The 14,890-nt window shown below is 61.5% G+C and carries 20 protein-coding genes; 10 read left to right on the top strand and 10 right to left on the bottom strand.

The features are described from left to right. Window position 1 precedes the first annotated feature (1 nt). Window positions 2-583 carry an exopolysaccharide biosynthesis protein gene (locus VXL81_RS12485; protein WP_416554522.1) on the bottom strand — a complete coding sequence of 194 codons (582 nt, stop codon included), beginning with the start codon at window positions 581-583 and terminating at the stop codon, window positions 2-4. 415 nt (window positions 584-998) lie between these two features. Here VXL81_RS12485 and VXL81_RS12480 point away from each other — a divergent pair, with 415 nt between their 5' ends. From VXL81_RS12480 to VXL81_RS12465, 4 genes are all read left to right on the top strand, one after another. After that, window positions 999-1,124: an entericidin A/B family lipoprotein gene (locus VXL81_RS12480; protein ID WP_072505423.1), complete on the top strand. Its 126-nt coding sequence runs from the start codon at window positions 999-1,001 to the stop codon at window positions 1,122-1,124. A 212-nt stretch (window positions 1,125-1,336) separates the two neighbouring features. Further along, window positions 1,337-2,791: a mechanosensitive ion channel family protein gene (locus VXL81_RS12475; RefSeq protein ID WP_416554520.1), complete on the top strand. Its 1,455-nt coding sequence runs from the start codon at window positions 1,337-1,339 to the stop codon at window positions 2,789-2,791. A gap of 98 nt (window positions 2,792-2,889) precedes the next feature. Then, window positions 2,890-3,153 (top strand): Rho termination factor, encoded by a 264-nt coding sequence (locus tag VXL81_RS12470; protein WP_416554518.1) that lies wholly within the window; start codon window positions 2,890-2,892, stop codon window positions 3,151-3,153. 33 nt (window positions 3,154-3,186) lie between these two features. Continuing rightward, the gene (locus VXL81_RS12465; RefSeq protein WP_416554516.1) at window positions 3,187-3,372 is read left to right on the top strand and encodes a PLD nuclease N-terminal domain-containing protein; all 186 of its coding nucleotides are present in this window, start codon (window positions 3,187-3,189) and stop codon (window positions 3,370-3,372) included. A gap of 91 nt (window positions 3,373-3,463) precedes the next feature. Here the strand turns inward: VXL81_RS12465 and VXL81_RS12460 are convergent, their stop codons facing one another. Continuing rightward, window positions 3,464-3,973, bottom strand: coding sequence for a pyridoxamine 5'-phosphate oxidase family protein (locus VXL81_RS12460; protein WP_416539977.1), 510 nt, complete (start codon window positions 3,971-3,973; stop codon window positions 3,464-3,466). A 107-nt stretch (window positions 3,974-4,080) separates the two neighbouring features. Further along, complete coding sequence (locus tag VXL81_RS12455) at window positions 4,081-4,278, bottom strand: CsbD family protein (protein WP_340547367.1); 198 nt, start codon at window positions 4,276-4,278, stop codon at window positions 4,081-4,083. Between the two features lie 262 nt (window positions 4,279-4,540). Here VXL81_RS12455 and VXL81_RS12450 point away from each other — a divergent pair, with 262 nt between their 5' ends. The 4 genes from VXL81_RS12450 (at window position 4,541) to VXL81_RS12435 (ending at window position 7,311) form a co-directional block, all read left to right on the top strand. After that, window positions 4,541-5,071, top strand: coding sequence for a hypothetical protein (locus VXL81_RS12450; RefSeq protein ID WP_416554514.1), 531 nt, complete (start codon window positions 4,541-4,543; stop codon window positions 5,069-5,071). Next, complete coding sequence (locus VXL81_RS12445; RefSeq protein ID WP_416554512.1) at window positions 5,071-5,481, top strand: phage holin family protein; 411 nt, start codon at window positions 5,071-5,073, stop codon at window positions 5,479-5,481. The genes VXL81_RS12450 and VXL81_RS12445 overlap by 1 nt, the downstream gene beginning before the upstream one ends. Further along, a complete protein-coding gene (locus VXL81_RS12440) occupies window positions 5,474-6,226 on the top strand; it encodes a hypothetical protein (protein ID WP_416537487.1) in 753 nt (250 codons plus the stop codon). Before VXL81_RS12445 ends, VXL81_RS12440 begins: the two co-directional genes overlap by 8 nt. A gap of 62 nt (window positions 6,227-6,288) precedes the next feature. Continuing rightward, window positions 6,289-7,311 (top strand): AI-2E family transporter, encoded by a 1,023-nt coding sequence (locus VXL81_RS12435; protein WP_416554510.1) that lies wholly within the window; start codon window positions 6,289-6,291, stop codon window positions 7,309-7,311. Between the two features lie 73 nt (window positions 7,312-7,384). Here VXL81_RS12435 and VXL81_RS12430 read toward each other — a convergent pair whose 3' ends face one another. Genes VXL81_RS12430 through VXL81_RS12415 form a run of 4 tightly spaced genes read right to left on the bottom strand, consistent with a single transcriptional unit; the run spans window position 7,385 to window position 11,426 of the window. Continuing rightward, window positions 7,385-8,935 carry a phospholipase D family protein gene (locus VXL81_RS12430; protein WP_416554508.1) on the bottom strand — a complete coding sequence of 517 codons (1,551 nt, stop codon included), beginning with the start codon at window positions 8,933-8,935 and terminating at the stop codon, window positions 7,385-7,387. Then, window positions 8,910-10,634, bottom strand: a complete 1,725-nt coding sequence (locus VXL81_RS12425) for a sensor histidine kinase (protein WP_416554506.1) — start codon at window positions 10,632-10,634, stop codon at window positions 8,910-8,912. The genes VXL81_RS12430 and VXL81_RS12425 overlap by 26 nt, the downstream gene beginning before the upstream one ends. A gap of 55 nt (window positions 10,635-10,689) precedes the next feature. After that, window positions 10,690-11,235 carry an RNA polymerase sigma factor gene (locus tag VXL81_RS12420; protein WP_340547374.1) on the bottom strand — a complete coding sequence of 182 codons (546 nt, stop codon included), beginning with the start codon at window positions 11,233-11,235 and terminating at the stop codon, window positions 10,690-10,692. Beyond that, complete coding sequence (locus tag VXL81_RS12415; protein ID WP_340547375.1) at window positions 11,235-11,426, bottom strand: NepR family anti-sigma factor; 192 nt, start codon at window positions 11,424-11,426, stop codon at window positions 11,235-11,237. The genes VXL81_RS12420 and VXL81_RS12415 overlap by 1 nt, the downstream gene beginning before the upstream one ends. A 96-nt stretch (window positions 11,427-11,522) precedes the next feature. Between VXL81_RS12415 and VXL81_RS12410 the strand changes: the two genes are divergently transcribed. Further along, window positions 11,523-12,338 (top strand): response regulator, encoded by an 816-nt coding sequence (locus tag VXL81_RS12410; RefSeq protein ID WP_340547376.1) that lies wholly within the window; start codon window positions 11,523-11,525, stop codon window positions 12,336-12,338. 185 nt (window positions 12,339-12,523) lie between these two features. On the opposite strand, the gene VXL81_RS12405 is transcribed toward VXL81_RS12410, so the two are convergent. Both VXL81_RS12405 and VXL81_RS12400 read right to left on the bottom strand, forming a co-directional pair. Continuing rightward, window positions 12,524-13,021, bottom strand: coding sequence for a Dps family protein (locus tag VXL81_RS12405; RefSeq protein ID WP_340547377.1), 498 nt, complete (start codon window positions 13,019-13,021; stop codon window positions 12,524-12,526). A 192-nt stretch (window positions 13,022-13,213) separates the two neighbouring features. After that, window positions 13,214-13,378 (bottom strand): DUF1328 domain-containing protein, encoded by a 165-nt coding sequence (locus VXL81_RS12400; RefSeq protein ID WP_340547378.1) that lies wholly within the window; start codon window positions 13,376-13,378, stop codon window positions 13,214-13,216. A 119-nt stretch (window positions 13,379-13,497) separates the two neighbouring features. Between VXL81_RS12400 and VXL81_RS12395 the strand changes: the two genes are divergently transcribed. Then, the gene (locus VXL81_RS12395) at window positions 13,498-13,812 is read left to right on the top strand and encodes a hypothetical protein (RefSeq protein ID WP_340547379.1); all 315 of its coding nucleotides are present in this window, start codon (window positions 13,498-13,500) and stop codon (window positions 13,810-13,812) included. 105 nt (window positions 13,813-13,917) lie between these two features. Here VXL81_RS12395 and VXL81_RS12390 read toward each other — a convergent pair whose 3' ends face one another. After that, window positions 13,918-14,790, bottom strand: a complete 873-nt coding sequence (locus tag VXL81_RS12390) for a MurR/RpiR family transcriptional regulator (RefSeq protein ID WP_340547380.1) — start codon at window positions 14,788-14,790, stop codon at window positions 13,918-13,920. Window positions 14,791-14,890: the final 100 nt, after the last annotated feature.

The raw sequence follows: 14,890 nt of genomic DNA, 5'->3' as shown, positions 1-14,890 counted from the left end.
GTCATAGCAGCAGGTAAGGCAGGCCGACGCCGGCCACCGCCAGCAGCGCCAGCGCCACCAGCATTACCAGCCCGTCGCGGGTCAGCATCGCGACGGCAAGGCTGCTGACCACCGCCCCCAGAGTGGAAGAGCTGAAGGGCACCAGTTCAAGAAACGGCATCGCCAGCCCAGAGAGGGCGCACAGGATACGCGGCACTGTGACAAAGGGCTGGCGCAGCAGGATCTTCACCCGCGCCTCGGTATGGCGATCGAGAAATCGGGCCATCCGGCGCATAGGCCCCAGCACACTGCGCGCCCGCTCCGAGGAGACCCGCTGTCGGCGGAGCCAATCCGGCAGCCACAGGTGATCCCGGCCAAGCGCCATTTGCCCAGCGATGAGAAAGATCAGCAGCCCGCAGACAGTCGAGAACAGCGGCACGCCACTGAGCGGCGACACCACCGCCATCGCGGGCAGCAACAGGGTCGCCGCCATCGAGGAATGGCCAAGATCCTCGACAACCTCGGCAACGCTGATGCTGTCCTCTTCCAGCAATTCGGTCGTCGCCTCGATTATCTCGCCGACGGGATGGTCCTGCGCTGTCATTGTGATCTGCCTCCTGTCTGGCCTGCGGTGCGCGCTTCGGCGCTCTGTCCGACCTGTCACGCGTCGGGTTCCGTGTCTGTTCTGTGTCTCTGGAGAGCAAACGCTTCGACGCGCCTACGGTTCCGACGAGCGCGGGACAATGCGCACGACAACACCGCTCGCCCGCGAGGCAGGTCAGGTGTTTTTCTTTGACTGCCAGCAGCCTCGGCGGGAACCGATCCGGCAGCAGAGGCGTTAGCCCAGCGCAACCCCGTGACGAGACGGGGCAGGCCCCGCCAGATCGGGGCCACCCGGGGCCGCGACTGGGCTTTGCCCGCGCCCCATACTCCGCCGGTGCGACACCGGCCCCGATTTTTCGGGACTGATACTTGGATCTGACACCGGCGTTCGCGCCGCGAAACAAAAGGAATTTGACATGCGACTGATTATTGCCGCTCTTGCCCTGGCCGGTCTGGCTGCCTGCGAAACAACCGAGGGCTTTGGCCGTGACGTCTCCGACCTTGGCGACGCGATCACCGAGGAATCTCAGGAAGCACAGTAAAGCGCCGCCCGATTCATGCCCCGTCAGACCAGTTCTGGCGGGGTTTTTCTGTCCGATCCCGCGCGTATCCGGATATTGCGGTGCTGATGGCGGTCGGCGGTTGACGTTCCCCGTAACTCGAAGAACCATTGCAGCGCGATCAATGGCCTGACGGGTATTACAACCAGCGGGCCACGCGCCCCTTTCCGATGCGTTCCAGACCGAGGATGCCAATGCCCCACCGCCCTGCCCGCCGCTCCCCCCATCCCGTCGGCGCCGCCGCCCGGCCCCTGGCCCGGGCATTCCGTCAATCCCGGCTTGCGCTGCTTCTGAGTGTCATGGCGCTGACATTCTGCCTGTTGCTGCCGCATCCCGGCGCCGCTCAGGCGACCAGCGATCCGGTGCAGACCGACAGCGCAATCCAGCTCGATAGCAAAGCCGCCCCGGACGCCCAGATCCGCCGCAGGATTGTCCAGCTGCTGGGAGAAATCGACGGCTTCGACAAGGTGAGGGTCTCTGTGTCAAGTGGCGTTGTGACCCTGTCGGGCGAGGTTCTGGACAATCCGCGCCAGACCCAGCTGACCACGATGGTCGAACGCATTGACGGTGTCGTGGCGATCGAAAACCGGACCGCGATCAATGGGCGGCTTGATGAGCGGCTCGACTCGGCCTTTTCCCGGCTGAAGGAGCGGACCCGAAATATCATTGCCAATGCACCGATTTTCTTTGTCGCGATGCTGGTTTTCGTGATGATTTCCGCCTTTGGCTGGCTGCTGACGACGCGGCTGCGGATCTGGAAGCGTCTGGCGCCAAACTCCTTTATCGCGGAGGTCTATAGCGGTGTGGCGCGCATTGCCTTTATCGTCCTTGGGCTGGTGGTGGCGCTGGATATCCTCAACGCAACAGCGCTGCTGGGGGCCGTATTGGGGGCCGCTGGTGTTGCTGGTCTGGCGGTTGGTTTTGCGGTGCGCGACACGGTGGAGAATTTCATCGCCTCTATTCTGCTCAGCCTGCGGCAACCGTTTCGGCCGAATGATTTTGTCGAGATTGCAGGCGATATGGGGACCGTTGCCCGGCTGACCTCACGCGCGACCATCCTGATCTCACCCGAAGGCAACCATATCCGCATCCCCAATGCGACGGTCTTCAAGGGCCGGATCGTCAACTACACCCGAGATGCCAACCGGCGGTTCGAGTTTGAACTGGGTGTTGATGCCGACGCCGATCTGGCCGCGGCCCTGTCGACGGCGGTTGATGCCCTGCAATCGCTGCCCTTTGTCCTGCGGGATCCATCGGTTGGTGCCTGGGTCAAGGAGGTTGGCGATTCAAATGTGATCCTGACCTTCACCGGCTGGGTCGATCAGACCCAGAGCAGTTTTCAAAAAGCCCGTGGCGAGGCCATTCGGATTGCCAAGACCGCGCTGGAAAGCAATGGGTTTGGCCTGCCGGAGCCGATCTACCGCCTGCGTGTTGATGCTCGGGACGCCGCGAGCCTGCTACCCGTGGCCCAGCAGCAATCGCAGAAGGCCCCGGCACCTAAACCTGCCGCCGCCCCAGCCGAGACCCCCCTGCCGGCAGCGTCGGATCCAGCCCGTGTCGAGGACGCCAATGAGGAGGCTGCCGCCCGCGAACGCAACGCCCCCGATGGTGGCGGCGACCTGCTGAGCGACGGGCAGAACGCGGAGTGATGACGCCAATCGCCACGGCCAGATGGCAATGCGGCAATATGGGAGGGCGGAACAAATTATTCAGGTTCTGCGTTGCGCTTGGAAAAGAGGAGCACCCCATGGCCGAAGACCACAGCGCATCCATCAAGAAGGAAGACACCTATGAGGCTCTGCGCGACAAGGGCTATGGCAAGTCGAAGGCTGCCGCCATAGCCAACGCGCAGGCAAATGATGACATGTCCCCATCTGAAAAGGGCGGTAAGGCGCCCCCATATGAGGATTGGACCAAAGACGAGCTGATGGACCGCGCCCGCGAGCTGGATATCGACGGGCGCTCGACTATGAACAAGGACGCGCTGATCGAGGCGCTGCGCAGCGCCTGACCGCGCCCATACCCCGACAAGGAGAGATTATATATGGTAGAATATGCTGGCATCGGCGGGCTGATCGTCCTGCTGCTATCCATCTGGGCAATCGTGTCGATTGTCGGGTCCAACGCAGGCACCGGCAAGAAAGTCATCTGGGTTGTTTTCGTGCTGATCCTGCCGATCCTTGGCTTCATCTGCTGGCTGCTCTTCGGCCCCCGCTCGCGAAAGGCATAAACACATCTGACCGAAGCCTGAAACGTTAAAAAATGGCGCTGCCCCAACACGGGACAGCGCCATTTTTCGTGATCGCGCGACGTGCTGACGATCAGGTATTGAGCTGAAGCACGTGGTGCACGCCGACATCCGGATGGCCCTCGGTCTCGCTCAGGCTGGCGCGCAGCAGCTTCAGGCCGACCAGAACGGCGTTGCCCTGCGAGGCCCAGACCGCTGCTTCACGCGGGGTCATCTTGAGCAATGTCACCTTGGGGTCGTCACGGCCCTTTTCAAACCAGGCGCCGACGGCAAAGCTCCACAACTCATCGAGCTTATCGGGGTCATTGGTGACCTCCAGCGGTCCGCGCACGCTTGCGTGGTAATCCTGACCGTCAGAGACAAGGGTCAACTGGGCGTCGGCACCAAGGCCGATTGCCCGGACCAGATCGCTGTCGGAGGAGCTGATGAACCAGATCGCGCCATTCTCTGCATCCGCGAAATGCGTCATCGGCTGCGGATGCTGGTCGCTGTCACGCACAGCCAGCATCGAAGTGCGGCGTTTCTCCAGCTGGTGCCACAGTTGAGAGATCGCCTCCTGCTGGGTTTCGGTCTGTCGTGCCATGTCAAAATTCCTTTCGTCTCAATTCGATAGGCGGGGTCAGAGTGTCACCCCGCGCAGTTTTCGGTCGCCTGTCCGGCAGCCAAACCACAGGACATCAGATGGAGGGGTCAGACCGAGGCGAAGAACTTATCCAACTCGCGCTCAGCTTCTTCGCGGGCCTTGCCATATTTTGTTTGCAACAGGCCAAGCAGCTGCTCGCGGTCGCCCTTGGCCTTCTCGACATCATCATCTGTCAAATCGCCATAGGCCTCATGGAATTTGCCCTTCAGGGTTGCCCAGTTCCCTTTGATCTGTTGCTCGTTCATGTCTTGGCTCCTGTCATTTGGGTATCGTCGCCTAGTCAACGTGCCGGTATCGGCTTGGTTCCCGTAAAATCAGCCGGTGCGCTATCGCCGATCGCGAAGACTGCTCTGGAGTCCGCGTCCCAGAGGGCGCTGCCATGTCGGCGTTCATGATCGCGCGTTGGGCACCGCGAGGTGGAACAGACAGAAGTCCAGAGAGATCGGGAACCAACCGTCGCAGGCCGCGTTGGGATCACAAGCCATCCAAACAGAACGGGAGAGGCACATGACCGATCAACACACGACTTCACGCCACGTCGAGCGCGCCAAGACACATGCGACGGAACTCGCGGAACAGGCGCAGGAGACGCTGCGCAGCGAGGCCAGAGCACGCGCGGAGCAAGCCCAGACCAAAGCCGCAGGTGAGGCCGCCGCCGCTGCGCGTGCTGCTGATGCCGCTGCCTCCGAGCTGCCGCAAGGCTCGCTTCAGGCTCAGGCCGCCCAACAGCTGGCTCAGGGGCTGGAGCAGGTTGCGGATACCATCCGGACAGCCGATCTGGAAAAAGTACTGCGCGATACCGGCGCTTTTGCCCGCAAGAACCCGATGCTGTTTCTTGGGGGGGCTGCGCTTCTCGGCTTTGCCGCAACCCGGTTCCTGAAGTCGACAGCCCCGGACGCCACGACGGGCCGCGCCGTCGCCGATGACGCAACAGGCGACCCATGGGCCGCCTATGAGACCGGTGACGGCTCCCCGGCCAGCGACAGTGACTACAGCCGTGGCGGCATGACGCAGAGCCCGACGCGGAGGGTTTCGTGATGGAAGATCAGAACACCTCTGCCAGCCCGTCACAGGCGCCGGGACTGCTGGTGACCGTGCTCAAACAGATGTCGCAGCTGGTACAGGACGAGTTGCGACTGGCGCGGGCAGAACTGTCGCGCAACCTGTCGCGCGCCGGTGTTGCCATCGCGATGATCGCGGTGGGTGCCGTGCTGGCCATTGTGGGGCTGCATGTCCTTGCAGCCGCGCTTGTCGCCGCGATCACCGCTATGGGCCTTAGCGTCGGGACCGCCGCGCTGATCGTCGGCGGGCCGTTGATCGCCCTTGCCGTGGGGCTGGTTATGCTGGGCGTCAACCGCCTGTCACCCTCAGCCCTTATGCCGGATCGCAGCCTGCGGAACGTGCAACGCGACCTCAAGGCCTTGAAGGAGACCACACGCCATGTCTGATGATACCGATCTGACCGAGCTTGAGACCGAAATCGCCCGTGACCGCGTGGCGCTGTCCAAATCCCTCGACACATTGGCGGCGAGCCTGTCGCCGGAGCGCATCGCGACGGAAGTTTCTGCTACAGCATCGCAATATGGCGGTGAGATTTCGCAGCAGCTGTGGTCGACCGCGCGTGCCAACCCGGCCGCGCTGGCGCTCGTCGGCACCGGCATCGCGCTGCTAATGTCGGGAGCCGGCAAGCGACGTGATCCGAAAGGACAGGCGCAACCGGCGGGACCGGTGACCGCGTCGACCAGCGCTGAGATGGCTCACGTGCCCAGCCCCGATGCGGGCCAGCGCAAAAGCCCCAGCGCCAGGCGTCTGCGTGCGGCGCTGGACCACGGGCTGGACAAACTGCCTCCCAAAGCGCGCAAGCAGGTGCGAAAGGCACGTCTTTCCGCGATCCAGATCCAGGAAGAACTGGAACGCAGAGCCGCAAAGCTCAGCCGCGCGTCGCAGGATGGCATCGCGGCGCAGCCACTGGTCGCCGGCGGTCTCGCCTTTGGTCTTGGCGCGATTGTCGCGGCCCTTCTGCCGCAAACCCGGCAGGAAGATGAACTGCTGGGCGACAAACGCGACGCCCTGATGGCTGAGGCGCGCGACACCCTGCAACAGGAGTTACGCAAGCTGGCCAACAAAGGCGAGGCCGCGCTGCACGACCAGCTCAGCCAAGGCCGCGAGGCGCTGGAAGCCTCTCTGAACTGACGCTGCCCTCCCCTCTGGCCCGACCGGGCCGGAGGGTTTTCTCTCAGACAAGGCCATTCGCCATGCTCAATTCGATGCTGTCCGACCGTGCGGCGCGCATGATGCTGCTCATTCTGACGGCACTTGCCCTCGGCCTTGCACTCTATGTATCCAAACCGATCCTTGCGCCCATCATATTTGCCGTGGTGGTGGGGATTGTCGTCTCACCCATTGCCGACCGGCTACAGGGCATTGGCGTGGCCCGCGTGATCGTCGCGAGCAGCCTTCTGCTATTCTCCTGCGCCATCATCGTGCTGCTGTTCCTGTCGCTGGAGCCTCTGATCTCGGGCGTTGTTGAAGATCTCCCCAAAATCAAACGTGAAATCAAAAGCTGGGTCTACATGATGTCCGGCCTTCTGCGCGGCATCGAAGCCATCAGCCAGGAGATTGAACGAACCGTCGGCACACGCGGCGCCGAGGCGGATGTGGCCAGCGGGTTTCCGACGCTGATGGATGCGCTCTGGGTGGCGCCCAACTTTGGTGCGCAGGTGTTTATCTTCATCGGCACGCTGTTCTTCTTCGTGCTGACACGTACGGATATCTATGCTGCTGCGGGGGCATTGGGCAAACGGCTCTACCGCGCGGAACATGAGGTGGCGCGTTACTTCGCTGCTGTGACGATCGTCAACGCAGGGCTTGGCGTCGCCACCGCAATCGGCCTTGCCGTGATCGGCATCGACAGCGCGCTGATCTGGGGGCTGGCGGCCATGCTGCTGAACTTCATCCTGTATCTCGGCCCGTTGATGATGATCACCGGCCTGACATTCGTCGGGATGACCCAGCTTGGCGGTGCGGCGGCGCTGCTGCCGCCGGCATTGTTCCTTGGGCTGAACCTTATCGAGGCGCAGTTTGTCACCCCGGCTTTTGTCGGTCATCAGCTGCATCTGAGCCCGCTGGTGGTGTTTCTCGCGATTGTCTTTGGCCTGTGGATCTGGGGTCCGGTGGGCGCGATCGTGGCGCTGCCGACGTTGCTGTGGGCCGGTCAGTTGTTGCGCGCCTCCTCAGAGGCACGCCGGTCACAAGGCCCCGATACCCAGCCAAGTTGAGCCAGACCACCGGGCCACCGGGCTGCCGCCTGCGCGCCCCAGTGGCGCCATCAGGCCCTGTCATCCCGTCGGGTCAGACCACATCCTCGGTCGCGCCCGGAAGGGGCTGCTGAAGATCGGCCATTTTGTCCGGATCATGGGGCACCAGAAAGCCGTTGCGCGACTCCGGCAGGCGCAGGCCATTGCGTGCGACCTCTGCGCGCCACCAGTCCGAAGCTGTCTCCAGCCTGCGCGCCTCATCCGGCATCTGGCCCTGATCCCACCAGTGGTTGCACATCGCGCGCCAGGTTTCGGCCACGCGGTCCTTGCGGGTGATGCGCAGCGCCACCTCAGTGTCCCAGCGCATCGACCGCCCGTTCATGTTCGCAGACCCGACCATCGCAAAACTATCGTCAACGATCAGCACCTTGCTGTGGACATAGATCACCGGTGAGCCTGCCAGCACCGAGGGCGCTTCGCGATCGGCCAGGATCGGCTGTACCGGGCTGGCGATGGTCGCGCGGCTGCCAAAAGCTGCTTGCAATATGTCCAGAGCCTGCCCCTGCAAGGCCATACCATAGCGCGCATCCAGATCCCGGTTGCCCTCAAAAGCCACATCATCGGGCAGCGCGGGCAGCACCAGAATAAGAGAGAGGTCTGGGTTACGTCTGGCGGCAGCGGCAAGCCCGTCTGCCAGTACGCTGGAGCGCAGAAACTGGGTTTCGAGATAGATCAGATGTTCGGCGCGTTCGAAGGCGGCGAGATAATCCTCTTCGATCTCGCGCAATACCGTGCGGGGGGACAGCGCCCAGAATCCGAAACGACGCGGCGCGGAAATCGTCCGGCGGATCAATTTGCCTTCGGGCGGGTTTTCCTTGCCCGCGACATAGCGTTGAAAATGCCGCAAATGCTGCGCGGCCTCGCGGGCCTCGGGGCCGCTGACCAGCACCTGGACATCCGCCCAGGTCTGCTGTGACGGCTCATCATGCTCCAGCGTATCGCGGCGGCGCTCGTTGAGATCCAGCCCGCCGACATAGAGTAGGGTTTCGTCAATCACCGCCAGCTTCTGATGGTGGGTGACCGGGCGCACTTCGGGAAGAAGACCATCGTCGGGGGTATCGGACAGGCCACGACTGGGGAACCCGGTGGCGCCTGCTGGTCCGGTTGGCATGCGGTCCGAGATCTTGTTCTTCTTCATCTTGATGAACGGGCCAAACGCCAACCGTGGCAACAGACCTGCCCGCGCCGGATGCAGCGCGCCCTCGACATGAAGGTCACCGACCGGATCATCGGTCGCGCGGCGCGCGAGGCGCACGGCGATTTCCTGCGCCTGCGCCACGGTGCGTTTCGTTTTCTGATGCAGTTCCTGGCCCATCACCGGGTCGAAATCGCTGACAACCAGATGAAAATGGACACCTCGGGCAACCACATGTTCGACCAAATCCGCCCATGTCTCGCCGATGGCGCGCGCCTCGTCGCTCAGCAATGCGGTAGAGAAGTCGAAGATACGGAAACTAGCACGCACCTCTGTTTTGGCGCTGAGCACCGCCCGCTCAAACGCAGGCCATGCCTCGGCAGCGGTCACCAGAACCTCAAAGACCTCTGGATCCGTCGCCGCGTCATCCTGTGTTTCGCAGGTCGGCATTGTCGTTCGCACCCCTTTTTTCCGCAAGCCCCTGTGCCGCCGTGTCGTCGCTATGCGGAAAGACGACCTCATAGGTAAATTCTGTTTCTGTTTCCGTCGTCTTGGCCTCACCCTCGAGCTGTGCGACGAAGGCCTTGATGAGCCGGGCGCCGAGCCCGCTGGTGAACTGGCGCTCTTCGCTTTCGGCCCCGTTCTGCGGGTCCAGCGCGTTGCGGATGGTAAGACGACAGTAGCCGCCTTCCTGTTCTGCAAAGGAGACACCAACAACGCGTCGCCCGTCGCCGTCTACACCCGCAAATCTGACAGCATTGGTGAGCGTTTCGGCCACCAGCATCGACAGATTCACCGCATCGTCCTGATTAAGCTGGACCGAGGCCAGATCGGTTTCGATGGCGACAGCGCCGTCGCGCCCATGCGACAGGGAGGCAATCTCCTTGGCCAGAGCCGTAATAAGCTCGGCCGCATCCACGGTGGTGACATCTGGATTGGTGTTCAGGGACCGGTGAATCGCCGCCAGCCCACGCACCCGGCGCTGAAGCTGGGCAAGCACGTTGCGCGCCTCGTCAGAGCGCGCCGATCTTGCCTGCATGTTCATGATCGAGGCGATGAGCTGGAGGTTGTTCTTTACCCGGTGATGCACCTCGCGCAGGAGCACGGTTTTCTCGCGCAGGTCGATCTCCCGGCGTTCTTCGGCCTTGCTGAGGATCATCACCATGCGGTTAAAGGACTGCTGGGCCTCGGCAAATTCGCGCGGCGGGTTCAGCAGATCCAGCTGGGCCTGTTTCCGCTCGCCTAGCGCATAGCGCCGCATGGCTGCGCGCAGGTCACTGAGATGGCGGATAACAAGACGATGCAGGCCAAATACGCCGACGACCATGCCTGCGAGCCACATCAACACCGGAAAGGCCAGGGTGAAGGCCCAGCCGCCCATGCCTGTTGCCATCTGCGCCTGTGCAGCTGGCCAGCTTCCCACAACGGCGACCTGGCCCGGAACGATGTCGCTCACCGCGAAGAACCGTTCTTCCTGGGATTTTGACATTGCAAAGAAAGTGTCGCCAGACCGCCTGATCAGATCCGACTGCGCGGGTGTCTGGGGCAGCATCAACCCGGCCTGAGGCAGCGGCTCCGAAGAGGACAGGATATCGCCGTCCCGATTAATTGTGGCAAAACGGATGCCTTCCAGCTGCCAGCTCTCGGTGAAAAACGCGCTGGTCAATCTGTTCGGAATGGCGAGGGTCAGATAGCCGACGATTTCGCCACCTTCGCGAACCGGCGTTGTCAATGAGAGTTCGAAATCCCCATTTCCATCAAGGCTGCGCCCCACCCCATAGGTCAGCGCGCCGCGCGCGACCGCTTTTGCAAAAAATGCTGTTTCGGCGATCGCGGCGCCCACATCCTTGGAACTGCAGACCGGCTGCCCCTCGGGCGTGACAAGGCCTGCAAAGGAATAGGTCGGCTGCGCTTTGACAAAGGCGGCCAGGGCGAGATTGCAGGCTGCGGGCTGATTGCGCAGCGGCAGGGTGGCCGCCGCCAGGGCGTCAGCGGCGCCGCTGGTGCGTTGCAACAGCTCCCGCTCTCCCATGGCGGCCCGTTCGGTGCGGGCAAGGATGGCCATCCGGGACAGGCGCGCGGCCTCATCTATCACCGTGTAGGTCTGATAGATGGCAATCATGCCCAATGGCAGCAATGCCAAGGTCATGAGAGCTGCGAGCCGAAAAAACAGCCCGCCAGCCAGTGCCCGCCCCAGTTTCATATCAGGCCACGCTTTGCTGCGACACGATGCCTGCAGTTACGGTGTCAGTCAGCTCCAGCGGCTCGTTTTCGCTCAGATTCATCAGCTCGGCCAACCGCGCCCGGCCTCTGTTCACCCGGCTCTTGATCGTGCCGACCTTGACGCCGCAGGTTTCTGCGGCCTCCTCATAAGAGAACCCGCCGGCGCCAACCAGGATCAGCGCCTCGCGCTGTTCATCGTTCAGCTGTTCGAAAGCTTTGTTGAAATCGCGCATGTTCAGGCGCCCGTCATGATCAGGTTTCTGCGAAAGCTGCTCGGACAGGACGCCATCGCCGTCCTCCACCTCGCGGCGGCGTTTACGGCGTAGAGAGTAATACGTGTTGCGCAGGATCGTAAAGAGCCAGGCCCGCATATTGGAGCCTTCCTCGAATTTGTCGATATTGGTCCAGGCTTTCACCAAGGTATCCTGCACCAGATCATCGGCCATGGCCGTATTCCGGGTCAGACTGATGGCAAACGCACGCATGGCACCAAGGTGGTCCACCAGCTCGTCTCTGGGATCGCCCATCAGGAGTCATCCTCATCACGATTGGCGCTTTCGATCGGCGCTGCGCCCTTGGCTTTCAACTGGTCGAGAAGATTTGCGAACCGGTCGGGGATAGGCTCCGACGCAAGCGTATCAAACGCCTTTTTCAGGTTGCTGTCGATCTCTCGCTCGATCGCGTCGCCGCGTTTTTCTGTTGCCTTGTGCTTTTCCATACGATCCAACTATATTTTTTTACGCACACTCTGGAACCAAACGCAGTGACCAGACGTATGGTTCCATATGTATTCAGAAAAAAAGGGACATATCAAATGACCGCCCCGACAGGAGAAATTCTTGCTAATCAGATCGGGTCTAACCTGCCGTTCCTGCGCCGTTATGCGCGGGCGCTGACAGGTAGCCAGACCAGCGGTGACACCTATGCCCTTGCAACTCTGGAGGCGATCCTGGCCGAGCCGGACCGCTATGAGGCTGAGCTGAAAGCAAAGGTGGCTTTGTTCCGCGCTTTCCATGTTATCTGGAGTTCCAGCGGTGCCCCGGTTGAGCTGGATATGCCCGACAGCGGGCTGGAGACCCAGGCGCAGAAGCATCTGCGTGCGCTTACCCCGAATACCCGCGAGGCGCTTCTGCTTCACACGATTGAGGATTTCAGCACCGCAGAGGTGGCGCAGATCATGGAAATCGGCGCCGATGAAGCAAGTGAGCTGGTGAAGATCGCCTATCAGGAGATGTCGAAATCCACATCGGGTCGCATCATGATCATCGAGGATGAGGCGATCATTTCGATGGATCTTGAAGGGATCGTCAGCGAAATGGGACATCGGGTGACCGGCATTGCCCGGACTGAAGATGCCGCGCTGAAACTCGCGAGGGAAGAGACACCGGATCTGATCCTGTCGGATATCCAGCTTGCGGATAACTCCAGCGGCATTGATGCGGTGAACAAGATCCTTGAAAATCATTTTGACTGCCCCGTGATCTTTATCACTGCCTTCCCCGAAAGGCTGCTGACCGGCGAAGGGCCGGAACCTGCCTTCCTGATTTCGAAGCCCTATACCGAGGATCAGGTTCGCTCGGCGGTCAGCCAGGCGATGTTCTTCTCCTCGACCGAGACGTTGAAGGCCTAAACCAGGCGCAAACCTGTTTTGATCAAATAGCCGCCTGTGATCAGGCGGCTATTTTTGTGTCTGGACGGCAGTTGCGGATGTTTTCCACTCTTTCGCTTGAGATCGCCGCCGCGCCGGGATCACCGCCGCGCGCGTCTCTCGTGCCGGATCACCCTGTCAGGCGGCGCCCAAGCTTTCGTCAGGCCTCAGCCCTTGGCGATGGCGCGCAGCATCCAGGCGGCCTGCTCGTGAAAGGCGGAGCGCGCCGTCGCCAGATCCTCGGTAACGATATCCTTGCGATCGCCCGCCAACTCGGCCAGCGCATGAAGGCGGTGCGCGACGCGTTCATGGCAATGAGCGAGATCCTCAACCATATCCGCAGCCGTCAGCGAGCCGGTTTTGTCTTCAAGCTTTGAACGGCTGACGATATCGGCAAGGCTCGACGGCGCCAGATGCCCCAGCGCGCGGATCCGTTCCGCCAGCTCGTCGGTCGCTGCAAACATATTCTCATATTGCTCTTCGGTCAGCTTATGGACCGAGTAGAAGGCCGGCCCTTCGACGTTCCAGTGATAGGCATGGGTCTTGAACACGAGGCGATAGGTATCGGCCAGCACATCGGCCAGCCCGCTGGCGATCACCGAGGTGTCACGGACACCGGTGCTAACGTCATCACGGCTGGGCACAACTGAAAGCGCTTCGCTCATCTCATCATCTCCTTTGTCTATGTCGGTCTCGCCACCCCAACGTGTGCTCCTGACAGAGGTTCCCATATTTCTCGCCGGTGTCAGACCTTCTCACGGATGTCGGGCGCGCAGGCGCCGGGGACAGATGGGCAACGAAAATGGGCGGACGCCACAGCATCCGCCCCTTATCGCTTTCGCATTGTCGTCTCCACGCTATCTGCCCTTTACCACCCGAACCACCATGGCGATGGCAAAGAGTACAAGGAACACGAAGAACAAAATCTGCGCGATCCCGGCAGAGGCAGACGCCACACCGCCAAAGCCGAAGAGGCCAGCGATGACTGCGACAACAAAGAATAGCAAAGCCCAGTAGAGCATGGTCCTCTCCTTCATATCATGTCGTGCTGTGATACCGTCCCAACTCAGACCGCGCGGCGATGGTTCCATGGAACTTTCGCGGCTCGGCGCACGTTGAGTGGTGGAAAGGAGACTTCATCATGGCTGCAACTCAGACACAGACTGAACCGAAGAAATCGACCGCTGCGCGACGCAAGCAGGACACCCTGACAGAGGCGTCCCAGCCGATTGCGGCAAAAGCCAAAGAAGTCGGCGAACAGCTGGAGGATATGGCGGTACGCAATGCTCAGGCGGTCCGTGAGATGGCGACTGAGGGTGCAAAAACCGCGTCCCAGACCGTTAATGAGCTTGCCTCCCAGAGTGAGGAATTCGTGAAGAAGAATCCGGCGCTTGCCGTAGCTGGCGCACTGGGGCTGGGCGTGCTGATCGGCCTTGCGGTCCGCAACCGCTACTGAAACACTTAAATTCCGAGATACAAAAAAGGGAGGCCAGCGGCCTCCCTTTTTTGTATCTGTTGGACACGTTTCTCTGACTATGAACAACCACGGCTGCGAGGGGATTCAGGTGAATTTGCGAAACAGCCGCGTGGTGTCGAAGATTGTATCGAGTTTCTCGTAGCGCGCGCGCGTCTCGTCCCAGCGCTCCTCCTGTGCGGCCGAGATCATCGCCTCCAGCAGCATCATGGTTGAGATGTTTGAGTCCCAGGCCGAGGGGATTTCCACCCAGCAATTGAAGGTATGCGCCGCCACAGATCCGATAGGGCTGGACCATTGGTCGGTGATCAAGATCACCCGCACCCCCCGTTCCGAGGCCAGTTCGGCCAGCCGTTGCAGGTTGGTCTCATAGCGGCGGACGTCGAACATCAGCAGCGTGTCGCCTTCCACCATATCCAGCACGTAATGCGGCCAGGTCGCCGAGGAGGAGGTCATATGTGTGACCCGCTGGCGAATGGCCTGAAAATGCGTGAAGGCATAATCCGCAAGCGCACGGGTGATGCGCCCGCCAACCACATAGAGCCGACCCTCAGTATCGGCCAGCTGCCGGACCGCCGCATCGAACTGCTCTGAATCGACGTTGGAAAAGGTCTGGCTGAGGTTGTCGGTCACCGCCTGTGCAAATCTGTTCAGAAGATGCCCCTCCGGCGCCTCCGACGCCCAGTTGGCCCGGCGCTGGGTCGGGCCGGATCCCTTTGCCTCCAGCTCTTTCAGCAGGGCCTGATGGAACTGCGGATATCCTTTGAAACCAAGCTTCTGCACCATGCGCGCCACGGTGGGTGTCGACACATCGGCATTGGCGGCAACAATGGTGATAGAGGCCAGACCAGCCGCCGGATAATTGGCCAGCAGGGCATTTGCGAATTTGCGCTCTGCCTGGGTCAGGGTTGCATATTGCTCCCGGATGAGTTCGCGCACGGTGGCGGGCGGTTTTGTCACTGTCCGGCTATCCCTCTGGTTTGCCTACAATTTATGCAGCGCCCCAAAGACAGGGCCACCCCCGACACGAGGGGATCAAACTGATGCTGAAAATATATTG

It is taken from the genome of Phaeobacter sp. JH204B (assembly GCF_048055755.1).
In the GTDB taxonomy this organism is placed as follows: Bacteria; Pseudomonadota; Alphaproteobacteria; order Rhodobacterales; family Rhodobacteraceae; genus Phaeobacter; species Phaeobacter bryozoorum.
The sequence above is the reverse complement of the archived record's forward strand: the minus strand, read 5'-3'. Positions and strand labels throughout refer to the sequence as shown.